The organism is Mycobacterium sp. HM-7 (assembly GCF_053852335.1).
In genome coordinates, this window is record NZ_CM132657.1 from 4081127 (window position 1) to 4106131 (window position 25005).

At 64.4% G+C, this 25005-nt stretch carries 21 protein-coding genes; 6 read left to right on the forward strand and 15 right to left on the reverse strand.

Translation table 11 applies throughout. The features are described from left to right. Nucleotides 1-9: 9 nt before the first annotated feature. The gene (locus ACWW1C_RS19715; RefSeq protein WP_455979960.1) at nt 10-333 is read right to left on the reverse strand and encodes a lipoprotein LpqH; all 324 of its coding nucleotides are present in this window, start codon (nt 331-333) and stop codon (nt 10-12) included. Nucleotides 334-370: 37 nt separating this feature from the next. Here ACWW1C_RS19715 and ACWW1C_RS19720 point away from each other — a divergent pair, with 37 nt between their 5' ends. Both ACWW1C_RS19720 and ACWW1C_RS19725 read left to right on the forward strand, forming a co-directional pair. Then, nucleotides 371-868, forward strand: a complete 498-nt coding sequence (locus tag ACWW1C_RS19720) for a hypothetical protein (protein WP_455979961.1) — start codon at nt 371-373, stop codon at nt 866-868. A 536-nt stretch (nt 869-1404) separates the two neighbouring features. Continuing rightward, on the forward strand, nt 1405-4125 hold the full coding sequence (locus tag ACWW1C_RS19725; RefSeq protein ID WP_455979962.1) for a BTAD domain-containing putative transcriptional regulator: 2721 nt from the start codon (nt 1405-1407) through the stop codon (nt 4123-4125). 15 nt (nt 4126-4140) lie between these two features. Here ACWW1C_RS19725 and ACWW1C_RS19730 read toward each other — a convergent pair whose 3' ends face one another. From ACWW1C_RS19730 to ACWW1C_RS19765, 8 genes are read right to left on the reverse strand one after another with little or no spacing between them, the layout of a single operon-like run. Continuing rightward, on the reverse strand, nt 4141-4701 hold the full coding sequence (locus ACWW1C_RS19730; protein ID WP_455979963.1) for a phage tail protein: 561 nt from the start codon (nt 4699-4701) through the stop codon (nt 4141-4143). Beyond that, nucleotides 4698-6656, reverse strand: coding sequence for a putative baseplate assembly protein (locus ACWW1C_RS19735; RefSeq protein ID WP_455979964.1), 1959 nt, complete (start codon nt 6654-6656; stop codon nt 4698-4700). Before ACWW1C_RS19735 ends, ACWW1C_RS19730 begins: the two co-directional genes overlap by 4 nt. 1 nt (nt 6657) lies before the next feature. Continuing rightward, the gene (locus ACWW1C_RS19740) at nt 6658-7104 is read right to left on the reverse strand and encodes a GPW/gp25 family protein (protein ID WP_455979965.1); all 447 of its coding nucleotides are present in this window, start codon (nt 7102-7104) and stop codon (nt 6658-6660) included. Between the two features lie 4 nt (nt 7105-7108). Beyond that, on the reverse strand, nt 7109-7393 hold the full coding sequence (locus tag ACWW1C_RS19745) for a PAAR domain-containing protein (protein WP_455979966.1): 285 nt from the start codon (nt 7391-7393) through the stop codon (nt 7109-7111). Nucleotides 7394-7406: 13 nt separating this feature from the next. Next, nucleotides 7407-9221 (reverse strand): VgrG-related protein, encoded by a 1815-nt coding sequence (locus ACWW1C_RS19750; protein ID WP_455979967.1) that lies wholly within the window; start codon nt 9219-9221, stop codon nt 7407-7409. A gap of 14 nt (nt 9222-9235) precedes the next feature. After that, the gene (locus tag ACWW1C_RS19755; protein ID WP_455979968.1) at nt 9236-9997 is read right to left on the reverse strand and encodes a CIS tube protein; all 762 of its coding nucleotides are present in this window, start codon (nt 9995-9997) and stop codon (nt 9236-9238) included. 2 nt (nt 9998-9999) lie between these two features. Continuing rightward, nucleotides 10000-10410: a phage tail protein gene (locus tag ACWW1C_RS19760; protein ID WP_455979969.1), complete on the reverse strand. Its 411-nt coding sequence runs from the start codon at nt 10408-10410 to the stop codon at nt 10000-10002. A 33-nt stretch (nt 10411-10443) separates the two neighbouring features. Continuing rightward, on the reverse strand, nt 10444-11520 hold the full coding sequence (locus ACWW1C_RS19765; RefSeq protein ID WP_455979970.1) for a hypothetical protein: 1077 nt from the start codon (nt 11518-11520) through the stop codon (nt 10444-10446). Between the two features lie 685 nt (nt 11521-12205). On the opposite strand from ACWW1C_RS19765, the gene ACWW1C_RS19770 reads away from it, so the two are divergent. Then, nucleotides 12206-12772, forward strand: coding sequence for a hypothetical protein (locus ACWW1C_RS19770; protein ID WP_455979971.1), 567 nt, complete (start codon nt 12206-12208; stop codon nt 12770-12772). Nucleotides 12773-12818: 46 nt separating this feature from the next. On the opposite strand, the gene ACWW1C_RS19775 is transcribed toward ACWW1C_RS19770, so the two are convergent. From ACWW1C_RS19775 to ACWW1C_RS19785, 3 genes are read right to left on the reverse strand one after another with little or no spacing between them, the layout of a single operon-like run. Then, on the reverse strand, nt 12819-13262 hold the full coding sequence (locus tag ACWW1C_RS19775) for a phage tail assembly protein (protein WP_455979972.1): 444 nt from the start codon (nt 13260-13262) through the stop codon (nt 12819-12821). Beyond that, a complete protein-coding gene (locus ACWW1C_RS19780) occupies nt 13255-13704 on the reverse strand; it encodes a phage tail protein (RefSeq protein WP_455979973.1) in 450 nt (149 codons plus the stop codon). The genes ACWW1C_RS19775 and ACWW1C_RS19780 overlap by 8 nt, the downstream gene beginning before the upstream one ends. Nucleotides 13705-13735: 31 nt before the next feature. Beyond that, the gene (locus ACWW1C_RS19785; RefSeq protein ID WP_455979974.1) at nt 13736-15277 is read right to left on the reverse strand and encodes a phage tail sheath family protein; all 1542 of its coding nucleotides are present in this window, start codon (nt 15275-15277) and stop codon (nt 13736-13738) included. A gap of 534 nt (nt 15278-15811) precedes the next feature. Between ACWW1C_RS19785 and ACWW1C_RS19790 the strand changes: the two genes are divergently transcribed. Continuing rightward, nucleotides 15812-16804 carry a hypothetical protein gene (locus tag ACWW1C_RS19790; RefSeq protein WP_455979975.1) on the forward strand — a complete coding sequence of 331 codons (993 nt, stop codon included), beginning with the start codon at nt 15812-15814 and terminating at the stop codon, nt 16802-16804. 31 nt (nt 16805-16835) lie between these two features. Here the strand turns inward: ACWW1C_RS19790 and ACWW1C_RS19795 are convergent, their stop codons facing one another. The 3 genes from ACWW1C_RS19795 to ACWW1C_RS19805 all read right to left on the reverse strand — a co-directional run bounded on the left by ACWW1C_RS19795 (nt 16836) and on the right by ACWW1C_RS19805 (nt 21733). Beyond that, the gene (locus tag ACWW1C_RS19795) at nt 16836-18572 is read right to left on the reverse strand and encodes a hypothetical protein (RefSeq protein ID WP_455979976.1); all 1737 of its coding nucleotides are present in this window, start codon (nt 18570-18572) and stop codon (nt 16836-16838) included. A 205-nt stretch (nt 18573-18777) separates the two neighbouring features. After that, the gene (locus ACWW1C_RS19800; RefSeq protein ID WP_455979977.1) at nt 18778-19389 is read right to left on the reverse strand and encodes a hypothetical protein; all 612 of its coding nucleotides are present in this window, start codon (nt 19387-19389) and stop codon (nt 18778-18780) included. 106 nt (nt 19390-19495) lie between these two features. Next, entirely contained in the window at nt 19496-21733 is a 2238-nt protein-coding gene (locus tag ACWW1C_RS19805; protein ID WP_455979978.1) for an LpqN/LpqT family lipoprotein, read from the reverse strand. Between the two features lie 443 nt (nt 21734-22176). Here ACWW1C_RS19805 and ACWW1C_RS19810 point away from each other — a divergent pair, with 443 nt between their 5' ends. Continuing rightward, complete coding sequence (locus ACWW1C_RS19810; RefSeq protein WP_455979979.1) at nt 22177-22902, forward strand: eCIS core domain-containing protein; 726 nt, start codon at nt 22177-22179, stop codon at nt 22900-22902. A gap of 104 nt (nt 22903-23006) precedes the next feature. Next, on the forward strand, nt 23007-25001 hold the full coding sequence (locus ACWW1C_RS19815) for a hypothetical protein (RefSeq protein WP_455979980.1): 1995 nt from the start codon (nt 23007-23009) through the stop codon (nt 24999-25001). The last annotated feature ends 4 nt before the right edge of the window (nt 25002-25005 follow it).

Here is a 25005-nt window from a genome sequence, read left to right on the forward strand (position 1 = left end):
GATCCACGTTCATGGGCATGTCGCCTCGAACTTGAAATCCTTCTTCACCACAAGTCTGGTGGACGGGTCCGTCCCCTGCGCGGTCCCCATGATGCTGTACGAACTACCGGATTTGTGCCCTTGTGCCGGCACCGACCCACCACTGGTACGGACCTGCATCGGCACTCCGTCGACGACGCCGAAATCCATTTTCACGACGCTGAAGTTCTCGTCCGAGGTCACCTCTGCGGTGTATTCGCTGTCCGGGCCGACTTTGATGGTGCGAATGCCGCTGGCGTCGTCGGTGCACTGCACCGGACCTTTCGCGGTCAGCACGCTGTCCCCGACGATCACCTTGGGTGCTGACGCAGCGGCGGTGGTACTCGTCGTCGTGGTCGACGTGCTGCTGGATGTCGACGATGTGCTGGCGGACGAACTCGTATCGGCGGTGGTTGTCGTGGTCGTGGTGGTGGTCGTCGTAGTGGTGGTCGTGGTCTCGGCCGACGTTGTCGTGGTCGTGGTCGTGCTGCTCGAAGTCGGGGCGGCGGTTCCCGAAGACACCGGCGTCAGCGAAGGCATCGGCGGTGGGGGCATCGACTGCGTGCATGAGGTCGTCATGGCGGCAGCCGTGATCACAACGACAGCCAGCTTCGACGGGTTGCGCGCACGCCTTGGGTATGGCATCCGCTCACCTCCTGTTGCTCTCCGAAACCCACCGGCGTCAGCGCGAATATCGCTGACGGCTTCCGGGCAGGACACCGAAACGTTCGATCTCCGCCCGAACGCGCATTCAATTGCTGCCATTTCAATAGCTAAAAGAATAGGTCTTACCGCCACGATTCCGCAGACGACTGATGCCAAGAAATGCGATTCAGAACAGAAGAGATAGGGCGACAGCGTCGGCCGGGCCCTGGAGGTCGGCTCGCCGACGCTGCAGCGCCGGCTTCGCAGGTCCCGCACGTCGCAAGCTGCACCAAAAGATAGGCAATTTGTCCCCATGCTTTCGCGTGGACCGGCGGTTGATAATTACGCGCTGGGACACCTCGACGGTCCCGCAGCCGCTGGCACCTGCGCACGGAAGGATGTGCACGTCGGCACTGCCCCGAACAGTCGACGCCCCGCATATTGTGGTGCCACGAAAATGGCGATTGGTAAGCAATGCGTTATTCGCCATGACGAGGTTAGTACACACGAACAACCGGACGTCGGGGGCACGCATGGCGTTGAGGAATTCGCGACAGAATCCCACGGGCCGGCACGCTCGAAGCGCTGAGATAACAATCAGTGACGATGCGTCGGGGCAGCCGTGACCGTCCGAATACCGTGGGCCCGCCACTCGAAATGGTTCTAGGCACAGTCCTCCAGGAAAAGCTGCGCGCACCGGAGGCGCGCGGTTTGGCACGAGAGCGACTTGAACAGCCGCTCATGTCCAGAACGCCTGGCGGCCTGAGTGTTGTTGTCGCCCCTGCGGGTTCAGGAAAGACCACACTGTTGGCCCGAGTCGCTGCCCAGATAGCAGTGCCGGTCGGTTGGTACCGGGTCACCGCCGACGACGCCTCCGAGGAACGGCTCGTCGCCCACCTGTGGCAGGCGATCGCCCCGATCACCGAGTTGGCGGACGCCGCGTCCATGACGGAAATCCTGACTGGCCTGGACCAGTGGAATGGGCCGGCGGGTGCTCTGATTCTCGATGATCTGCACGAGATCGCCGACACCCCGGCAGAGCGCGCGCTCGAACGCCTCGTGTCATTGCGCCCACCGCGATTGCAACTCATTCTCGGCTCCCGCCGAATGCCGGGCGTGAACATCTCCCGGATCAGAGTCTCGGGCTCGGTACAAGAAATCGGAAGTGACGATCTCCGATTCCGGTCGTGGGAAGTCGAAGAGTTGTTCGCTTCCATCTACAACCAACCGCTACGACCCGAAGCCGCGGCTGCCCTGACTCGGCGGACCGGTGGATGGGCCGCCGGTTTGCAGCTGTTCCATCTGTCGACGGCCGGCCGCACCGTCGCCGAGCGGCACCAGGCGGTACTCGACCTTGCCGGTCGCTCCAAGCTCGTGCGTTCCTACTTGACCCGCAACGTGCTGGCCGAGCTCGCCGAGGACCGCCGCGAGTTTCTGGTGAAAACCTGTACCCTGGGCCGGCTTTCGGGCGCGACCTGCGACGAGCTGTTGAACACTACCGGCAGTCACCGGATTCTCGAACAGCTCGAGGACTCGCAGCTGTTCACCTCTACCGACGACGGTGGTTCGTTCTACCGCTACCACGAGATCCTGCAAACCCATCTCGAACTCGCGCTGGTGGAGGATTTCGGCATCGATGAGGCCCGCGCGCTGTATCACCGCAGCGGCCAGGTGCTCGAGGCGGCCGGAGACTTGCGAGCGGCGGCCCGCGCCTATGCAAAGGCGGGAGACTGGGCAGCGCTGAGCGAATTGGTCGGCAGCGGTATCGATGCGTCACACATGGACGACGATCACCTATTGCCCGCGAGTACCTGGCACCACGATCCGTGGCTGGCACTGGCGAACGCACGGCGACTCGTCAGGGAAGGCGCCCTCGAGTCTGCCGCCGGCGCCTACAAACACGCGCAAAGCCTCTACGAGGAACCGAATTTCCATCAACTCTGCCGCAGCGAGCATCGAGTCGTGACCATGTGGCTGCCGGGTGACGGCGCTCCCGGCGGAGTTGATCGGATGTCAGCGTATACGCACTGGAGCGGGTCGTTGCGAGACGCCATCAGGCACCTGCCGGCTTTCGCGACGATCGCCGAACCCACGCGCGGTCAGGAACCGGGCGCTCGTTTGTGCTACGCGCTCGTCGCAATTCTGTCCGGCGAATTCGATTGCGCCCGAACCATTCTGCTGATGCTCCGTGAGGACGCTCCCGGGGACGCGCTGCCGACCATCAGCGCGGAGCTGGCGCTCACTGTGGTCGGATTGCTCGTCAATGAACCGGAACTGTCGGCATACGACTTCAGTGAGATCGCTACCAAGGCCGAGCAGCAGGGACTCCCCTGGATCGCGCGGTTGGCCAACGGGTTTCACCGCGCGGCGTCGATCTCTCCGGAGAATGTGGCGTGGTGGTCCAGGAGCTGTCGCGGCACCATCGCCCACTGCGAAGAAATCGGGGACGTGTGGGGCGCGGCACTGCTGAGGGTGGCCGTGGCGATCAGCGGTCAGCATTGCGGACATACCGACGCGAACAACGAGTTCGACACGGCAGCAGCGCGATTCCGCGAACTGGGCGCACCACTTCTCCAGCTGTGGTGCGAACTGCTGTCGCGGCGCGACACCCACAACGAATACGACCTCCACCAGATCATCCAGAACAGCAATTCAGTGGACGTGGGGGGCGCGCGTGGGCTGGCGTCGGCGATGGCGGCGCGCCGGCCGGCGCCGGGCACCACAGCACAGGTGCAGATGCAGGCCCCCACCGATCACCCGGTAGCCGCAGAGGTCAGCATCACCTGCTTCGGCAGTTTCCAGGTGCACGTCGACGGCCAGCCGCTCGACCTGGCCGCGCTGCGTCCCCAAGCGCGAAATGTCCTGCAACTGCTGTCCCTGGCACCCAATCACGATCACCGATGCGAATTCCTGGAAGACGTGCTGTGGCCCGGCGTCGCGCATTCCGTGGCCACACATCGCCTTCAAGTGGCGATATCCAGTGTGCGAACCGCTATCGACGGCCACGGAATCAGCATCGAACGCACCGGTGACAGATACCGAATGTCCTTGCCCGCCAACTCGGAAGTGGACGTCACCGAGTTCGACAACTTGCTGTCGAAGGCTTCCGTCAGTGCCGCACAAGGCGACATCGAGGGTCGGATCGCCGCGCGGGAGCAAGTGCTCGGCCTCTACAAGGACGATCTGCTGGCCGACTTCCCGTCCACCGACCACGTCGACGCCGAGCGGCGCCGATACCGGCGCAGCGCCGCGGCCGCCGCAGCGGCCTTGGCGTCGGACTATCAGGGGTTGGGTGAGAGCGACCTCGCCATGAAAATCGCCCGCCGGTCCGTCGATCTCAATCCCGAGAATGAGACGTCCTGGCTCATCATCGCCGACCTGCACGACGCGGCCGGCGATCACGTTGGTGCCGAACATGTTCGGCACGAGCGCGCGCAGATACAGGCTGAGTTGGGGGCTTGAGGACGGGCATCACTCCTAGCGCTCTGGACCGTCGCTGCCCGGCGCGACCAACTCGACCCGGTGCGGAACATGTGCGGGTTTCGCGGAGCGGATCACGTCATCGAGACGCCGACGATCAATGCTGTCGGGCTCATCGGTGACGATCACCACCAGCAGATCCGGAACCTCCTCGCCGGCGGGCTCGGAGTCGGGACTGGTGGACCAGGAGGTCGCACCCGACTCCACGACGTCGGTCTCGACATTGAATGCCGCTCTGACCGCCTCCCGAACGCTACGCGCCGTACCCCGCTCCGCCAGCACCGCAGCGCCGATGGTGATGGAGGCGCGCTTGCGGGCGGCACCGCCTTCGTTGTCCAGCGTCAACCCGATCCAACCGGCCAGCCAGTCGAGCATGTCCGCAGGGGCGGTGCCCGCGTCCAAATAGGCCGGAAAACAATCCAGAATGGCGAAAATCGGCGCCAGCACATCGTCGAACGCAGCGCACAACTGTTGGGCGAAATCGTCACCGAGGTAGAGCGCCGGCAGGGTGTCGCCGAGCGGATGAGGAGTCGCCAGACCGGCGGGTGAGTTACTCATACGACGCGCAATGACGGTTTGAGCGCGAACACCAGGCCGTTTCGGGGCAGCATCAACCGTGGCACCGGTTGGCTTGCCGTCGCGCCGGCAACGTCGGCTTCGAAAAGTTTGATATCGACTTCCTCGCCGAGATCGACTCCGCCGACCCAGGCCAGCGCTGCGGATACCTCGTGCGGTTGAACCGCCCGGCCGAGCGGCCAGCCCTTGCCGTCTTGGCCGCCCTTCAGCGGATGAAACAGCAAACTGAGCGAGCGGATAACCTTGTCACGCAGCTGTTCCCGATCGAATCCCGGTAGGGCGCTCAATCTGACGGCGATCTTGAGGCCGCGATATGCCGGCGGCTCGACGGCGACACGGGTGGCAACGATCCGGCGCGCATCGAGGTATTCGGCAATCCGCCGGACGGTATCGGGCGACGGGGTGAGGTCCTCGCGACGTACCTGCTCGTATTCGTCGCTGGCCACGTTCGGGACGACCAGCACGCGAACCAGCCCGGCGTGGCTTTCGTGGCTCGCAGTCAGGCACTCGGCACGCCCGATCTCAGGAGCCACCTGCAGCGCAAGCTGCTGAAAATCCTCTGCTGTCACCGCCTTTCCCCGGGTTCGCAACAGTAGCGGACCGCGTGCTTTGACCTCATCGAGTGTCTCGGCATCGGCGCCGCCGACCGCGGTCCGCCGATTCTGCACCCGCGACACGTAGGGCACACTGGTCTTGAGCACCCGGATCTGACCGACAGTGACATTGCCCTTGCGTCCACCACCGGTCCGGTACGCGGACATGCGCACGATCGCCCCTTTTCGTGGGATGGCGCCGTATTGCCTTACCGTGCCATCACTTTCCCGTACCGCGGGGCCGAGCTGCACCTCCCCCGACACCGAGTTGATGGTGAAGCACGGTGTCGATTCGTCGGCTACCGCAAAGCTCTCCACCTGGTGCCATTCGGTGGCAGAGTCCCCGTCGATCACGGTCAGCGCATTGCCCGGCCAGGGCAGAGCGGGCCGCTGCTGCAGGGAGAAGCGTTGCCCCGGAGTGGCATCCGAGCTGCCCAGCACCTCGTCACGAACGACCCGCGCATGGACGATCCGCGCGGTGCCACCGACCGTGCACGCGGTGATGGACGTGATGATCGGAGACTCCCGATACGGCTCGCGGCCGGCTGAAGGGTCCAACAGACGGCAGCGCAGCCATCCCTTGGGCTGACCACCGACGCCGGAGGGCGAGCCATGACTGTGGCCGCGGGGCACGTGCAGGACCACATCGCCCGGGCGGTTGAACGCACGGGTTTCGTCGCGCTCGACCTCGCAGGCCGCCCAGTTCGCCCCTCCGGTCCACGCTTCCCACACGTACGGCGGGTTGTTCGGATCGACACCGATACCCGACACCCGGCAATCGACCCGCAGCAGCACAGCGCATGAAGGCACCGCGGCGGTCAGACCGACCAACATCGCGTCACCTGGTGTCGGCAGCGCCGAGAAGCTGGAGAACGGCTTGCCGGTGCCATCGTTGCGGCGCTCTTCGGGTTCGCCGCCTTGCGCAACGGTCACCACCCGTCCCGCCTCGAGTGAACATGGCACGATATCCAGTTGTTCGGTCGTGGAAAACACAATGGGCTCTTCGATATCCGTGCGGTCGGTGCTCACCTCGGTCTCGGCACGAACGATCACGGGTTGCGGCTGCGGCGCGGACAGCCAGAACGTCACCTCGGCCTGCGCGGCCCCCGGCGGCCGCAATTGCAGACCCAACAAGTCGAGAAACTTGATGTAGTGGCGGTCAGGCACGCGGTTCAGCCGATAGATCAACTGGTCGACCATCATGGCGAATGTCTCGATCAACGTGATGCCGGGATCAGAGATGTTGTGGTCGGACCATTCGGGGCAGCGCTGCCGCACCAACCTGCGCGCATCATCGACGAGCCCCTGGAACGTGCGGTCATCCAGATTCGGCGCCTCCAACATGTCAGCTCCCTTCCCCGCTCAGCGCCGAAACCTGTTCGGCAACAATCTGCTTCGGCTCATCAGGAATGACGTAGAACGGGAAGACCAGATTGCGTTCGTCGTTGTCTCCGCGGATGACATAGACCACGTCGATGTAGAACGTGCCGAGCTCGGCTTGATCAAAGCCGACGCGTACGTCCTCCACGTCGATGCGGGGTTCCCATTGGTCCAGCGCGGCCCGGACGTCGCCGGCGATCGCCGCCGCGGTCGCGCCGTTCGTGGGCGAGAACAGGTGATCCTGTATCCGGCAACCGAATTCGGGACGCATGGGACGTTCACCCGGCGACGTGCGCAGGATGATCTCGATGGCCTGTTCGATGTCTCGCGCCTGAGTCGCCAGTGCCACCCGACTGGTCGCGTCCACACTCAGCGGAAAATTCCACCCAGCGCCGATGAAATCTGCGGGCATGCCGTCAACCCCCGATCAGAACTGTGAGCGCCCCAGGGGGCAGGATGATGGCGCCGCAGCCGGCGAGGTCGCCGACCCTCGCCGCCGGCAATCCACCGATGAATACGGTCGGGCAGCCCGGCGGCAGGATCGCTGACGGAGGATGCACGGCCGGCGGCGGGAAAGAACAGATATGCGGCGTACCCACGGTCGCCGCCGGTTGGCCGCAGATGAACACCGTCGGAACTCCCGGCGGTCCGATGACCCCGGGGTGGTTGGTCGGGTCTCCGACCCTTGCCGCTGGTGGCATCGTCTGGCGCCCTTCAGTTGATCTTCACCGGTGCGCCGGTGATGACGTTGGGACCGGTGGCCTGGAATTGGGCCGAGGCCGTGGCAGCGACCTTGACGGTGGTGCCGTCCACCGTCACCGGCCCGGTGGTCTTGAGCTCGAGGAGTCCGGTGCCACCGGTCACCGAAACACCCTGCTGCGCAGTCATCTTGATCTGCCGTCCCTTGAGCTCCAAGTTGCCCGACGACGACTCGATGACCACGCCGTTCTTGCCGTCGATCTGCACGGTGCCGTCACTGTGTACCGTGATCTTCGTGGCCACCGCGTCCAGCGCGATCCGCAGCTTGCCGTCTCCGGTCTGTACGTCGATGCCCTCCGTCTTTCCGGTTTCATCGAGAACATCGACCCGGTGCCCATTACGGGAGATGAACGACCGACGGTTGATGGCGCCCGACCCGGAATCGACGACCGGAATCCCGGCGCTCTTGGGCTTGTCGATGCCGTTGAACAGACCACCCAGGACGTAGGGCCGCAAGGGATCCTGTTGCTCGAACGCCACCAGCACCTCGTCGCCGACCTCGGGTACCACCATGGCGCCGCGGTCCTTGCCCGCGCCGGACTGGACGGTGCGGGCCCAATCACTGACATAGTCGTCGGACAGCCACGGGAAGGTCAGCTTCACCCGCCCTTGGTGTTCAGGATCGTTGACATCGCTGACCTGGGCGATGACCACCCCGCCGCCCGCGCGCCCCTTGGCGCCCGCGCCGGTCAAGCCGTAGAGGCTGCGCTCTTGCCGGCCGGTCACGGCGAAGGCGGTCGTGTAGCCGGTCGTCGGCTCGTAACGATGTCGCACCGTCGTGAGCGTGTACTTGCCGTCAAAGGGCTTCCCCGCATGCTCGATGCTGATCGCGACATCGGGGCGGAGCTTCGGATTCCCCCGCGCCACCGCGTCGATCTCGGCAAATGAGCTCCCGATTTCTTCGACGAGGGCCTTGGCTGCGGTGTCGGCCTCGGACTGCGTGCGGTACGCCACTTCCGAGGCCACGTACTTCGGGTTGCCGAACGGCTTGGCCATCGCGGCCGGATCGGCCGAGGCCAATTGCACGGTCTTGGTGCCTGCCGGCACGTTACTGACGATCTTCCGCTTCTGTGCGATGTCCCAGCCTCGGACCTCGACATCACCGACCTGCTCGGCAGCGGTGATCACCGACCGAAACCGGAGAATGTCCGAACCCAGCTTCAGGACAAGAGGATTGACGCCGGGCCCACCGGACGGCGACGGTGCCGTATCGGCCGTCTGGCGGGGGCCGAAGTCGAGCTTGTTGTCACGGACCGCCACCTCGTATCCGATCCGTTTGGCCATGCCGTCGAGGAATTCCCAATCGGTCTGCCCGCACTGCCCGATATGGTCGTACACCGTCGCGCTGGACTTCACGTCGCCCGCGGACAGCCCCACTCGCTGCGCCACCTTCTTGACGGCGTCCGAAGCCGTTGCCTGGGTGTAGGACGCTGTGTGCCGACCGCGAAACAGTCTGTGCGCGGGGTCGTACCCCCTGATGATGGTGAACGATCCGGTCCCATCGACCTCCGCCTCCAGGGATGTCACTTCCGCCTGAATGAGTTTCTCCGGCGTCGGGGATGCGTCGGTCGTCACCGAAATCTCGAGTTTCGCGCCGATGGCCACCCCGGACTTCTCCACCACGATGCGGCCAGGATCGCGGAATCGCAGCATGAAGGCGTCGGGTAGCCGCAGGCTGCAGTCGACGTAGGCCGACACCAACAAAGCGGCCGCCTCACCGGACAGATCACTGCCGTTCAACTTGACCAGAAATCGTGAGCTGCTTGGCATTGGCGTTACCGGCCCTACCCCACCAGTACTTCAGCGTTGGGTAACAGAATCTGGGAGCCGTTGTCGATGCGCATCGGATCGTCGATGTTGTTGTAGATGGCCAGCGGCCGCCAGAGCGCGGGATCGCCGTACTCGCGGTAGGCGACCAGCGCCAGGGTGTCGCCGGCGATCATGGTGTGCGCCCGATCCACCGCGAGCACGCCGGACGTCGGATTCTGCTTGGCGGCTTCCGACGGCATTTCTTCAAGGTTGACGGTGCACACCGCGCGAATCGGGATGCCGTTGGAAGCGAACCGGGTGTACTTGGCATTCACTTGAGTGATCACAGCCGGAAAGCTGCTGACGCCACCCCATTTGAACACCACCATGGGCGGCATTGGGCTCTTCGGGAGCGTCTTCTCCAGTGGCACAAGACAACTGAACAGCTTCTCGACCGCATCCACGACGCTCAAGTCCGATTTGAGGGCCGCGTCGAAGAACATCTCCACTGTCATCTTGCAGGGATCGGCGCCCTTGTATTGCGGCGGTCCTGACTTCTTGGCACTGCTGGCGTTCTTACGCTCCCACTTCGCGGACTTGCTGATCGTGACTTCTTTGGGGTTGAACTGAAAACTGATCTTCCCCATGGATGATCCGGTTTTGCTGCCGCCCTGGGCCGATTGGGGCTCATACATTTCCAGGCAGGCATGGTCATGCGATGACCCAGAGTTCAGGATGGTCGTAGCCGTCTGCTCGGCGGGACTGCCGGAGCTGGTCAGCGCGATGGCCGTGCCCATGGTCAGGCTCCGCCCTCGAGAAATCCGTGGTGGGCTATTTCCAGCGTCTCGGTGAACACCTTGGGTGAGTCCAGGTTCAGCGACGGACCCGTCCAACGCACCGGCACCACGCCGTTGAGCGACCACTTCGCGACCGGCTTACCGTCCGCGGTCAGCGCCGAGATGACGGCGGTGATCGGCTGCACGCTGTGCAACGCCTTGGTGATCCAGGAGGTCAGCTTGTGGCTGTCAGGACCGACCGGCCGGGTGAGCTTGATGTTGCTGTACTTCATCCGGGTCGGCAGCTGCCAGACCATCATGTTGTTGCCGCCCTCTTCGCGCTGCTCGAGCACCACTTCGAGGCCAAGGCCCTCGCAGCTGTTGAACATCCCGATCGATGTCTTGTCGAGCTCGACCGCGAATGCAACACCCACCGGCGCATCGTCATCGGCCATTGCTTTCCCCAATCATCGGTGCAGACCCATCAACGCGCCGGCCCGCTCGCGGTCCAGCCAGAGTTCGGTCCGCAGCCGGGCCGCCAACGGCTCGTACAGTCGGCCGACCAATTCATCCACATCGGCAGGCGCTTGTGCCGGACCGTGGGGCGCGGCGGGTGCTGCCCCGGCCGGTGCCTGCTCGGGTGCTGCCTGCTCAGAAACGGCCTGCGCGAAGGGGATTGAATCCGGCTCGGAGGTGACTTCCCGCTGTACGGTCGGCCCATCAAATGTCACAGCCTGCACAGCCGCGGGCTCGTTCGTTGCCCGAAGTGGGGTGAGGTCCGGCTCCGTAGCCGGTCGGGCGAAGTCACCGAACATGCGTTGCAACGACATTGGCCGGCTGCTGTCGGCGAGAACCTCCCGGGGGTGGCCGGCGGGCTCGCTCAACTCGGTACGGACGGGCGGCAGCAGCACAATGCGCCCCGGCGATGACGGGCTGTCGGCGGCCCGCGGCGAGACGGTCGTCGCAGTGCCGAATGGTGCCGGCATGGAATTGAATTCCGTGTCCGAATCACGCTGGACGGCAGGGGCGGCCATGCCCGCTTCGGGCAGGGCGGCCCGCTGCAGGGCGGATGTCGCGGCACTGAGCGGCAAACCGTGCGGCGCCGCCGTCAAGGCCGAACTCGCTGGAGCGCCGCTCTGCGGCATCCGTTGGGCGGTCGGAATCTCGGGGCGACCGATCGGCGATTCGAATACTGTCGGCGCCCACCGTGGCCCACCGCTGTCGGGACCGTTCGGCGGGTACTCGGGTGACGGCACGCTGAGAGTCGAGTGGTGCGCGTCAGCCGATGATCGCTGGACCTCGATCGACGCATTGAATGCAGCCGGCGACGACGTCCCGGGCCGCTCGTCTGCTGTCGCAAACGGAGTCACGCTGGTCTGCGTGTCGCCGGTGGCCACGGGTACGGCGGGCCGGATGCGGGCTGCAGGCGCACCGGTACCACCGTCAACGGCGCGTTGCAGTGCGGCGACCACGGGCCCGCCGGGCGGCGGTTCAAATCCCCGCAGGACTGAGCCGCCGACGTGCGGCGCCCATGGTTCGGCCATGACCACCGGGCGCGCATCCGTGGCTCTTGCCGTATCCGCACCGGCGGCGGTGCGCTGCACCGGTGTGCGAGTGACTGCCGTCAGCCCAGGCTGCCCTTCCCCAATCCCCGATCGGGCAACGTTGTGTTGCAGTGCGTTCGAGGCACGCGTGTTCGTGGTCGACGCTGCGGTGCTTGGGACTTCCGCCGCGGTGGGCAGGGACGGCGACGGCGCAGCCGGGGCGGTATCGTCCGCAACACGTTGCACGATGTTCGCATCTGATTGCACACCAACGACTCTCGGAGCAGCGGGCGCCGAAGACGTGCCGAGGGCAGCTTCGGTGACGACAGGCAGCGGTTTGCCCTCGGGCGGACTGAATTCGACAACCGGGACGGTCCGCAGTGCGTCAGACGTAGCGGATGCGGAGACCGAAGTAGCGGCGTCATCGACGACTGACCGCTGAACCGAGCTCACCACCGAGGCGTCGCCCGCCGACCCGACCAGCGGCCGGACAGCCGCCTCCGGACGGCCCTGCGACGCGGATCTCGTTGGTGCGCTTGCTTCAACCGCTCGCTGAACCGCGGGCCGACTGGGTCCACCAGCCACCGCCGGTGACGGCAGACTGGGCTCAACGTGCTCGACCACGGGAACCGTTCGTGGTTCGCCGGGGTCGGCAGCATCGACGAATGAGTGTGACGGCGTTGCGATGTACGGCTCGATCGCGTCGCTCGACATGACCGCAGGAGCGATCGACGATGCCGATTCCGCGGCAGCCAGTCCGGCGCGCTGGACATTCAAGGGCGGCGTCCACCGGCGCGACGAATGCGGGCCAGGCGCCGAGGTGGGCTGCGCGACAACGGGATTTGGTTGCGTCTCTGCCATCCTCAGGACCGAAACCGGCGCGCCCGTGGTGAGCAACTTCGGCGGATCGGCCGAGAGCAATGAGGGGTCCTGGGCCGTGGTCAGCGACGACGTGAAACTGCGTGGTGGTGCGGTCAGTTCGATCGCGCCGAGGGTTCGCTGGACGGGCGGCAGCGCGCGCCAACCGGCATCCGCGGGCGCCGGCGGAGCCAAGGATGCCGCCGGCGGGGAAAGGGACTCGTCCGCGGCTGAGCTGGATCGGCGCCCGAGCCAACTGATTGACGGCCATTTGATTGCCATCGCTCAGCCGGTCCTTCCGCTTGCCAACGCAAATTCCTTGACAAGGCGCAGGTACCGCTGTCGATCGGTGTGCTCGAGGTCGAGCAGATCGTTCAGCGACCAGTGCAGGTGAAATGCCAGGTACGAGACCTCTTCATGCAGCCGGTCGGCCCCGTACGTCATGATTCCCCCAGGCGACTCCCGGCGAAATCCACGGCGAATTCGCTGCCGCAATTCGGGCACGCAACCCGTGCGTGGGTATGCCCGTCAAGGTTGATGCGACGGTAAAGGTCTTGCAGGAATGCCAGATCCGAGGCGAACAGATTCTCGATGACGCCGGCATGGATGTCGTCGAGGCCACCCAGTTCCGTCACCACCCGGCTGATGAGGACGACCGACAGGTAGTCGGCGTCTTCCCGCACCCGGTCGTCGCGTTGCGACACGAGCTCGTCACGCGCTGTCGCCAGGCGCATGACCCCGTCGCGATGCACGGTTCCTGCCGCGTCGACATAGCCGCGCGGCAGGACGAACCGGAACGCCGTCTCCAGCCGCGGCGCCGGTGATGAGTCGTCATCCTGCGGCTCGGCGAGGGCCGCCGAGCCGCGGACGTGACCTCTACGCACCCTCGGGTTCGATTCGCTCGTAGGTGAGTGTCAGCTTCTCGGTCAGGACGCTGGTGTCGCCGGCTTTGAGGCTGCTCAGCTCAAGGCTTTTCGGCCACGCGGCGGTGATCTTGTATCGCTTGACGGGCTTGCCTTCGTAGTCGAAGACGATGATCGCACCGCCCTTGCGTACTTCGCCCATCTTGCCGAACTGCGAGTCCTTGACCCATTTGTCGAAGCTGTGATCTTCGGTCAACGGCCGAGTGAGTGTGCACTCCCCCGCCTTCCAGCGTCCCGGCAGCTTCTTGATGGTGTACTTGCCGTCGGGCCCGTTGGACTTGTACTCGATGACGTCCTGCTCCATCTTCAGGCCGCTGACTTCGGTGATGCTCTTGATCTGAAGTCCGTCGAACTCCAAACCGAACGAGTGGCCGACCGAGCTGTCATTTTCGGGAAGTGCCATGACCTACCTGCTTTCCTGTGTTCGATTGTGGCTATTCGGCGACCAAGCTGGTGCCGCCGGAGAACTGCGACAGGCGGAAGATGACGAACTCTGCGGGCTTCACCGGCGCCACACCGATGACGCAGCACACTTCACCTGCATCGATGCCCTCGGCCGGGTTCGTCTCGTCATCGCATTTGACGAAGAACGCATCATCGGGGGTCAGTCCGAAGAGCGCACCCTTTCGCCACTCGTTCACCAGGAACGCGCTGATGGTGCGACGAAGCTTGGCCCACAACGCCTGATCGTTCGGCTCGAACACCACCCAGTCGGTGTTCTGCAGGATGGACTCCTCCAGATAGTTGAACAGCCGGCGGATGTTCACGTAGCGCCAGGCCGGATCCGACGACAGCGTGCGGGCACCCCAAACTCTGATGCCACGGCCGGGGAACGCCCGAATGCAGTTGATCCCAACCGGATTCAGCAGGTCGTGTTCCTTGCGGGTGATCTGCGTCTCCAATGCGATTGCGCCACGCACGATCTCATTGGCCGGCGCCTTGTGGACGCCGCGGGTGTCATCATTGCGACCCCAGATGCCGGCCACGAAGCCTGAGGGCGGCAGGTAGTTGTCGCCGCCCTTGGTGCTGACCCACGGCCAGTAGAGCGTGGCGTACTTGGAGTCGTACCGGGCCTTGTCGACGCGCCATTCCTTGATCTGCTGGGCGTTCATGCCGGGCGGCGGATCGAGGATGGCCATGCGGTCGCCCATGAGTTCGCAGTGGGCGATCATCGCCGTCTGCACCGACTGCACCGTGTCCAGGTCGATGGCTTGACGCTGGTAGGCCGTCATCAGGTCCGGCATACAGACCATGGTGATCTCGTCGATGGCTTCGAGGCCCGAGATGCCGGTCCGGTCGGCGGCATCGCCGATGTAGTCATCGCTGGTCATCCGCGCGGGCGGTGGTGTAGCGACGTCGGCGGGGGCCGCCAGCACGATCTCCGTACCGGGCTGCAGATCTTGGACCGCGCGACCTGGGATCTGCTCGAGCTTGATCACCCGCGACTCGGCATTGACGACGTTGACGACGTTGGTCTTGCCTCGTGACGTCGTGACGTCGAGGTGTTCCTCGACGACCTGCCCGTCCCGCGACACCACGAGCTTGATTGCCTTGGTGGACTCTTGCCCCTCGCCACCGTCCTTGTCGTACTCGACGACATCGACCTTGATGCTGTCGGCCGGCGCGGCCGCGTCGAGCGCCAACACACGGAGGTTCGCGAGGACGCCCTGCGGTGCCGCGATTGCCTTCGGCGGCGCGCCATTGTTGGTGGCCGTGTCTCCGATCCGGACGATGTAGGAGTTCCCGCCACCGTTCTGGAAGTACGCGAACACTGATTCCGCGAGACAGGCGCCGTCGACGAATCCGCCGAACCTCGTGGTGAATTGCGTCCAGTTGCTGATCAACGTGGGACGGTTGAACGGGCCCTTTTCCGCGAGACCGACGAAGGCAGCCACAGCCGTTCCGACACCTTCGATCGGCCGCGAACCGGAATCGATCTCCTCGACATAGACACCCGGTGACAGATACGTCGGCATGTGGCCTCCTCGGTAGGCACGATGAGCTTCGTGGGCTGCTTCGATGCTCCGCCTTCGGGCCATTGCGCGGGAGGGACGACCGGACTGCCGGTCGGGCACCGATTCGTGCCCGTTGGGGCAATGGCAGAGGATGGCGGTCGAAACTTGTTGAGCTGCAGTGAAAATCTGCCCGATCGAACCTAACCGCATGTGGACGCGTGGGGCATGATCGTTCAAATGAGTATCCCGCGTGCTTCACAGCGTGAGGAAGCCACTCAGGCCGTGCGCAATCCAGCAGGACGGGCGCCGTCCACCACCACGCACCGGCCAGGGGACATCACTGCTCCAGCGTCTCTCGAAAGCGCTTCGACGTGGGATCAGGGCGCAGGCTCGAGACTCGCCGTCCAACTACAGCGAACGGTCGGCAACCGGGAAACCCAGCGGCTGCTACACGCGCCCCGCCAAGAAGGGTCTGCCCCTATACAGCGATCGACCGTCCAGCGCACTCCGGCAAAGCCGCTGATCCCGACTCTCAACGACACCGAGATCCTCGGCATGAAGCTGAAGACGCGCCAGATGAACCTGTCGGCCTTCACGAAGAACGCCACGCAGGACATCAATTCGCTGCGTGAGTACTACAAGTGGCTCAATAGCGTGTACCGGCGCTGCTATGACCACTACGAGTTGGTGGTCAAACAGGCCGCGGCCGAAGCGCAGACCGAGCAGGCCTGGTTGGATTACGCGTCTGGCGCCGCGATCGGAATCAGCGTCGGGCTGGGCGCCGAAATTCTCATCGCACGAGCCGCGAAAGCCGGCCTCGCTGCGGAAAAGTCGTTGGAGGCCGTTGGCGAAGTGGCCGGCGAGTTCGTCGAAGGTGGGATCTCTGCCAATCTGAAATTCGACGTACCTGTACCCAAGATCGCCGCCGAGCTCTCCCCTGCCCTGCGGCAAGTTCAATCGCTGCAGATGTTGGACGATCTCAGCGCCGCCGTACTTCCGATGGCGACGGGTTCGCAGGTGTACACCGACGCGATCGTCGACACTGAACGCATCTCGGCTGACATCCGAGTCGCCGAAGCCGGCGGTAAGCGACGGATGACCGATGCGGAAATTCAGCAGAAGCACCTGAAACTGATGCGCTTTGAACTCGCGAGTTTCCGCAGCGATCAGGAAGTGGACGCGGTCACGGCACAATTCGATGCCCTGCGAAAGGCCTACGTCGGCAAGCAACCGCCGTCCGACCTGAGAACGGAACAGGACATCTGGATTCCATGGATCACTCAGCAGTCCGGCGAGCCGATACGGAATGTCTTCGTCACGCCGGTGCTGAGCAGGGCGGTGCTGGCGAACCATCTTGTGGACATCGGCCTGGCTACCCGCGACGGCGCGGGCGGACGACTGAACGCGGATGTCTCCAAGTCCCGCGCGATGAAACCGGACGACATCACGTCGACACTGCAACCACACCAGCAGCTGATCGTCGGAGCCCGGGCAGCAATTGTCGGCTTGCCGGAATTCTGGCGGGGCGTTTTCTTTCTCGATCGGTAGGGGTCCGAGGGCTCAGTTGACCCGATTCGAACTACATTGCGGCAGCGCCGAGTACCGGTTCCGTCGCGACGTATTCCGCTGCCAGTTCCAGACCGGCTTCGGCCGCGGTGGCGGCCTCCCCCATCAACACTCCGCCCGCGGCCTCCATCCCCGCCGCGGTGGCGACGCCGGCGCCGGCGCCGGCGGTTTCGGCGCCTGCCGCCGCCACTGTCGCGACGCCGAGCTCTGGTTGCAAAATGAGCAGTGTCAACAGAACGACTGCGGCAATCGCCGCAACTTTGACGGGGTCGATTCCGCCCTCGGCGGGCGGAGCAGTCGTTGAAGCCGGCGTGTGGCCGGCAGCCGACTTCGCCGGCACAGGTGGCGCGGCCGGCGACGGCGCAGATGCGCCGGCGGCAGTAGCCGGCGTGTCGGCCGCCACTGCTTTGTCGCCCCGGTAGGTCAGGTAGGTGTATCGCGCCTCGGCGAACGCCTTGTCCAGCGCGTCCAGTCCCTGCACCAGTGGCGTCAGTTCCTTTGCGCCTTCGCACATTTTGGCCGCTGCTTGGGCGGCGGTCCAGATATCGAGACTCGGCATTGTGGCAAGGTCGTATGCGGCCGCGGCTGTGGCGAACGGTCCCCACTTGGAGCCCAGCAGAACCTGCTGCGCCGCCATGTTCCGGCGCTGATGATGCTCACCGCTCAAGAGCTGTAGTTGCTGGTTCACATGGAAGAATCGAGACTGCAACAGCGATATTGCCATTGATACCTTGACCAAACGCCGGGCTCCTGCGCGGTCAAGGATCCTGACCCGCTCCTCCTCAACAGGCTGTCGCTTGGTCTTCTTTTTGATGCAGTCGCTGTTGAAGAAGTCGCGCTTGGCCTTGAGCACCTCGCGTGGGACCTTCTTGTCGTGGGGGCTGAGCTGGCCGGCGGCGGTGAAATAGAGCCAGTTCGGCGGCAGGCATTTGTAGCCGAATACGCCATTGACATTTCGGGTTTCGAGCATCTGCTGCTCCGGCAGCGCGACGCCGGGGTTGTCGAACACCATCGGAGCGGGTCCGGCATCCTGCAACATGCGGACTTCTTTGTCTTTGAACTTGGGATCCTTCGACTTCTCGAGCGCGCCCTTGTAGTACGTGAGGTCCGCAACGCCGTTGGCAAGCCCGGTGGCATGATCGGGCTTGATCTCGCCGATCTCGATCACCTTGTCATTCCAGCGCGCCAAGTCGAGTCGTCCACGACCGCCGCGGCCCACCCCAGCCGCTGTCGCAACCTCACTATCGATGCCAAGTTTGCCCATCCGTGCCTGAATTTGGTTGTGGGCTTGGGTCCCTGCCGGGCCAGGGTCGATACAGAATCCGCATCCTGCTGGTTCCTCGGCATCGTCATCGCGCTGGACGATGATTGTGTCCGGCCGCTTTGGCGGCGATAACAAATCGGATGACGACGGGTGATTGGCTGCCTGCCGCTGGAGTACGAGCACGGGGGCCACCGAGTTGACATCGAGTGCTTGCACTGGAATCGGCTGGGGTGGTGCCTCTTCCGAGTTCTCGCACTGGTTTCCATCGGCACAACTCTCGCAACACGCCCGTTGGATGACAGCGCCGTTCAGATCAGACGTGTCCTGCCGGCTCGTCGGGTTTTTGTTCAGTTGAGCGCTGAGCGCACGATTTCCGATGCTCTTCTGCAAAGCCAACAATTGCACTTCGACAGGACGGCAGGAAGCACTCCTTCCGACCTTCGCGAAATCGGTGCCGCACTCGGATTGGTGCGCGAATCGACGCATCGTCTTCCTCCCGAACGGTCGCGCGAACCAGATCTGGTGGGTAGAACGCTAGTACCAACCGAGACAGTCAACGAGTCGACGCAAACCACCACTGCCCAAAAGGGCATCGTTGTGTGCCCCAACGCGCAGGCGCTCGCACGGATGGATTCGCCCACGAATCAATCTGCACCACAAGACATCCCGAATCAAAATGCGAAACCGTCGGTCAGTAGACCGCGTCCATGCTGGTCGATGTCCCGTTGTCGCAATTGACGGTGATGTGGAAGCTCGAACCAGTCGCAGGTCCGTTGCTGCTGCCGGCCGGAACTCGCGCTTCCTGCCCGCCAGTCAGCGAGAAGTCGTTATCAGCCGCCCAGCCGACTGCGGCGGCGGTACCGGAAGTCGCCACAGTGTTCATGTGGCACCCCACCGTGGACCCGGGAGGATTATTCGCCATCGACACGAACGCAGCCGTAATCGGATTGTCGAGTCTGATGTTCAGTTGGGGCGGTGGTGGCGGAGGCGGCGCCGGCGGCGGGACGTACTGCGGCGCGTACTGCCGCGCCGGTGCCTCGTAGGCCGGGGCTGCGGGCGCCGGCGGGGCTGCGGGCGGTGGCGGAGGCGGCGGCGCAGCGGTTTGCGGGTCCGGAGCCCAAGGATCGGCAGTGACGAGGATGTACCCCATCGACCACGTGGCATGGGGCGCCGACGCATCGAAGTTCACGGAATCACGATCACTGGGCCCGATTACCGCGATGCTCACGCCGGCGGCCATCGCAGCGGTCGCAGCGATTACCCCGGGGCGCCGATACCAGAATGATGTTGTCTTCGCATCCATCTGCTCATCCTTCGATCGCGGTAGCCGAGACACTCAAGAGTGTGACCTGAAGATGCAAATGCGGGCATGAGTAGTCGACTACTCAAGTTCCGGACGCTAGCACACTTCACACGGTGATTTTGGTCTTCTGCGAGAACACTTTGGCTGCCGCCATCACCGCCCCGGCATCGACGTCTGGACTGTCGGTACTGATCCGCATCAGGTACGTTCCGTCGGTTCCAGGGATCACGACAACGTACTCCGCGATCATCCGCGCCTGGTCGTTCTTGACGTAATGACCGACGAATCGAGCTCCGGGAAAGTCACTCAGCGCGGCTCGCACCGGAGGGTCGCCGTTATACCGCTGCAGCTGCTGAGCCGCACCAGATGCGAGCGCGAGAATCTTCTCCGTGTCGACGTTGCCCACCAGTTTGTCGACCGTCACGACGAAGCGCGGGGCGTCGTCAGGCTTGGCCGGTGTATCGAGGACGACCGCAAAGTAATTGCCGCCCGCGCCTTCTGGCATGCGAGTCCACCCCGGCGGCACCGGGAGTTCGATGTGCGGCGCGCCCGGCGTCGTCGGCGAAACCGCCACCGACTGGATGCCGTTCGCCTTGAGATAATCGTCAATGGTGTTGATCGGGCGAGGCGCCTCGGAAGACGCCCCCAGCGACGGCAACGACGACCCGGCGTCCGCGGAATTCGCGTCCGGACCATTCGTGGACGGCGAATCCTGCCCGGAGAAGATCGCAATCACCACTCCCACAACGACAACCGCTGCCGCCGCGGCGCCGACCACGACGGCCGGGCGTTTGAGCCCGCGCGAGTCTGCAGTGACGTGTGATTCCGTAGTGGCGCGAGGTGCCGTCACGTGGCGGGGCGCTTCGGCGGACGGTGACGGTGACGGTTGGACAGCAGGTTGAGCGGCCGGCGGCACGGTCGAAACCCGTTCGCTTCCCGTTGTCTCATCCAGCTTTTGGGCCGCATTGATCAGCGCGGAGGTATCGCGGTAGCCGGGTTCTTCGTCCTCGATCGCGACAAACGTCCGGATTGCTTCCCTCCACTGCGCCTTGTGGAGCAGGTCGACCCCGCGGGCATAGCGATCGGCGAGGTCGGCCTGACGCAACTTCTCGCGTGCATCGGCGACCATCCCGCCCGGATCAGGATCCCTCGGACTCAGGCGCGCCAGCTCATCGGCTTTCGCCACGACCTCATGCCATTTCCCGGACCGATGCAGCAGGGTCACGGCGTTCACGAGTACTTCCTTGGGTGTGAGCATGGGCTGCGCATCCACAACCTTGGGCTCGACCGCCTCGACCGTTGCGGCCGAACCAGCCGAATCAGCCGATTCGATAGCCGCACCGAGAGCAACGACGGTCTTCGGGTGATCGACGACGTGCACCGGACGCTGAAACTGATCAAGGAGATTGCCGACCAACGGAATCCGCGACGATCCACCGATCCGGTAGATCCCGGCCAACTGGTCCGGCGTGAGGCCCGCGCGGGACAGCGTCGCCTCGAGCTCCGTGATCGTCGCCTGAAGGTCACTTCTGATGAGGTTTTCAAACTCGGCGCGCGTGACCAGAACCGGTTCCGCGAGCCCGGGCAGACGAACCGTCCGCTGCGTGTGCCCGGACAGGTCCTCCTTTACCTGACGGACGGTGGCATCAAGAAAACGCCGGCGCATACCGCTGTCGGGATCATCGGGATCGGGATGGGCAAGCGCCTGCCACATGCTCGGGCCGATCTTCTTGTAGTGCGTCTGCCCCAGATAGTTGAACAGCCGATTGTCGAACTCGAATCCACCGAGCGGATCGATCCCTCCAGTCGACAGAATCTCGAACCCACCCGATGAGCGAGACAACACCGTGGCATCGAACGTGCCCCCGCCGAGGTCGTATACCGCGAAATACTCCTCGTCGGCTTCGTCGCCTGCGTCCGCCGATTTCGTGGCTGCGCCAATTCTCGCCGTCCGCTCGTCGTCAGACGCTTCCAGGCGTGCGTAATAGGTCGCGGCAGCAACCGGTTCTGGTACAAAAAGCGGTGTGGGAAGGGATATCTCGAGCTGGGTGCCCGCCAGCATGACCGCTTCGCGAAGAACGTCGAGGCGCCGGTCCGTCCAATCAACCGGATGCGTCAATACCAACTGCGAAGGCGGCACGTGGTTGTGCTGACGCACCGCTTCCCCGATGATCGCGGCGTACACCGCGGCGACCAACGTCGGCGGACGGAATTCCGAGTCGCCCAGCAATACCGTGGCCCTGCCGACGGCCCGCTTAGGGGTCGGCTCGTACCGGTCGAGGCTGTATCCCGCTGCGCTGTCTGCCTTGGTACCGACGAGCAGACCGTTGGGGTCGGCGAGCACGGATGACGGCGTCGTCACCGTTCCGTCAGACAGCACGAGCCCGCTGACTCTGCCGTCTGCTTCGCGAACGGCGGCCGCCGTTGCAGTCGTGCCGAAATCGACTGCCAACGTCCAACCGGAACCCAGGACCGCCCGACCGCTCATCACCGCACCCCGCCATCCCGAGTTATATGCAGTAGTTATATGCAGTAGCAACCTTCGCGCACCGACAACCCGAGGCTCATCCGGGAAGCCACATCCGTTGACCTTAGCAATTTCTGCGACCCGAAAACGTAAACACGGATGCCGATATTCGGTCCCCTCATCATCGGCACCGACCGCTCGCCCTCACTGCCCGAATGGGCAGCGTGATGTGCCCCAACGCGTAGACGCTCGTCTCTTCCGTCGCCCGCCGCATCCGGGGATGCTGGAAACCGGACGGACACCGGCAAGCGAGGGACAACATGCATACCCATGACGGCTTCGACCAAGAATCCAGCCTGCGCCCCAAGGCATCCCGGATCGAGGATGCGGAATCGGCAGTCGCCCTCAAGGCCGCGATGTCGGGGCGCCTCGACGCCGCCGGCGCCCCCGGGATGATGGGGCTGCAACGCGCCATCGGCAACGCCGGCACCACCGAATTGATCGAACAGGAGCGCTCCCCCGTTCACGACGTGATCGGGTCGGGTGGCTCACCGATGGAGCCCGCGCTGCGGGCCGACATGGAAGGCCGGCTCGGCCACGATTTCGGCGACGTCAGGATCCACACCGACGCGGCGGCACACAACTCGGCCAAGTCCGTGAACGCTCAGGCCTACACCGTCGGCTCCGACATCGTCTTCCAACAGGGCAAGTACGAACCCGATTCACAGGCCGGCCAGCACATGCTGGCCCATGAACTGACTCACGTTGTGCAACAACGCAATGGGCCGGTCGACGGGACCGACGCCGGTGGTGGTGTGAAAGTCAGTAACCCCTCCGATCGGTTCGAACGCGAAGCGGTCGCCAACGCCGATCGCGTGATGTCCGCGGCGCCTCCCGCCACACACGATGTTCAGCGGTCGACCGAGAGCTCGGCGGTGCCCATGGTGCAGCGCGAAGAGGGCGAGGAAGAAGAGGAAGACTCCGGCAAGGCCTCTGCGCAAACGTACGTCCAACGTCACGAGGACTGTGCCGACCACGATTCCTAAACAAGACGGGCAATGAATGGTGATGTCGGAAGCGCGTCGAGGCCCCCGAAAACCGGGATATAGTCCGCTCACAACGGTGACGTTTCGACCTTCGCGGACGGCTGATGACCGAACACGTATGTAGCAACTGCGGCACACCGAACGCCGCAGATGCTCGCTTTTGCGTCGAGTGCGACGAGTACCTCGGCTGGGACGTGCCAAGCAACAGGCCCGATCCTGACGCCCCACCGACGATGCCGGCCCGGCCGACGAATCCGGACACCTCGGTCGACATGCCACACGTGACAGCTCCCAGCACCACAAGCCCGGCCCAGGCACCCGAAGTGGAAATCCCCAACGCCGAGGCGGTGCTGGAGCCGGAAGCCACCATCGAGGTCCAGGTCCGCAATCCGTCGACCATCGTCGATGCGTATCCCCTGAAGCTGATCGGGGCACCGCCCTGGCTGACATTGAGCCAGACAGAGAGCAATCTGATGCCGGGAGCGACGGAAGTCATCACTGCCACCTTCGGCATGACACCCGGGACGCTGATTCCCGCGCAGACCATCACCGTCGGGCTGCGAGCCTGTTCACAACGCGATGAGGCTCGGTTCACCGAACGTCCCGTCACTCTCACCGTCCCGCAGTCCGGGCCGGCGGTCAAGATGACCACCCGGCCGACCGCAGTGCGCCTCGTGGACGAGACCGCCGGCACCGTCGAAGTCGTGCTCGACAACAGCAGTAACCACTCACGTCAGGTGGCGCTGTCCGGAGCCGACCCCGAGGGAAAGGTCAGATTCACCTTCTCGCCGCCGTGGCTGGTCCTCGAACCCGGCCTATCGTCAACGGCGCTCGCAGAATTCACCGTGCCAGAGATCCGGGCCGGGGAAACTGCGGTTCGGCAGCTCACAATCACCGCAACCGAAGGCAGCACCGCCATCGAAGCACCCGTGATCGTCAACCAAGAGCGCACTGTCGCGGCAGCGCTTCGCCTGCGAATCGATCCCAGCTCGCCACACGTGCGGGATTCCGAATTCGCTGATGTCGCACTGATTGTCGACAATCGCGGTTCGACGATGACACGCACCGTGCGATTCGAGGGACGCGATCCCGAAGGGGCGGTGCGCTTCTCGTTCGGTCACCCACGCCTGTCGGTGCCGGCCGACCGGGCCGTGACCACATCGGTGCGGATCAGCACACCACCGCCCCCGCCGGGCAAGGAGTCATCCAAGCCGTTCTCCGTGGTGGCCACCTACGGCGACGGTGAAGTCGAGGCAACCGGCTCGCTCGTCCAGTCGACATCGGTGACCGCCTACTCGGTTTCACGCCTGACGGTGACGCCCGAGACGCTTCGGGCCGATGATCCGCGCGGCGAGCTGCAGTTCTGCATCGAGAACCGACATCAGTCGCAGTGGCTACAAGCCGGCATGTCGGGGACCGATGCCGAAGGCGTGGTGCAGTTCGAATTCTCGCCACCCGGCTTCGATGTCCCGCCCGGCGGGGTGGCCTGGGGCACGATCACGGTGACCGCGCCCAACCCGGCCAAGCGTGGCGAGGAAGCAACGCGTCAGCTGGAGGTCACCGCCTCGGATAACCACGAAACCCTCACCGCCAAGGCCACATTCATTCATTCCGGCTGGGACTGGATCCCCATCGCACAAATGGCACTCATCGTCTTCGGCGGCCTGTTCGTGATGTGGGGCGCCGCCGAACCCTGGGCATCGGAAGTGCGGCTGTTCAACGCCAGATGGCTTTTCGAATCGAACTGGTGGTCAAACTCCGCCAAGACCGGACTGCTCGACGGCATCAGCCAGTATGGCGTGATGTTCCTGTGGCATCAATCGCCTGACCAGTTCGTCGTGTTTTCCCAACCGCCCGAACGGCTTTCCATCTTCATACTGGCCATCGCATTGATTGTGACCGCCTTCGTCAGCCGCGGAAAGTGGACCATCCGGGTGGCAGCTCTGATCGCCCTCGTGGCTGTCGGGTTCTGGCTGCTCCTGCTCGTTTCGCTGGCATGGCAGCATGTTTCGGCCGGCCTCCCGAGCTACGGGATGATTCTGATCCTGCTCGGGGCCGCGCTGGCGGCCGCCGGCGGGCTGTGGTCCCGCGTGCACTAGTAGT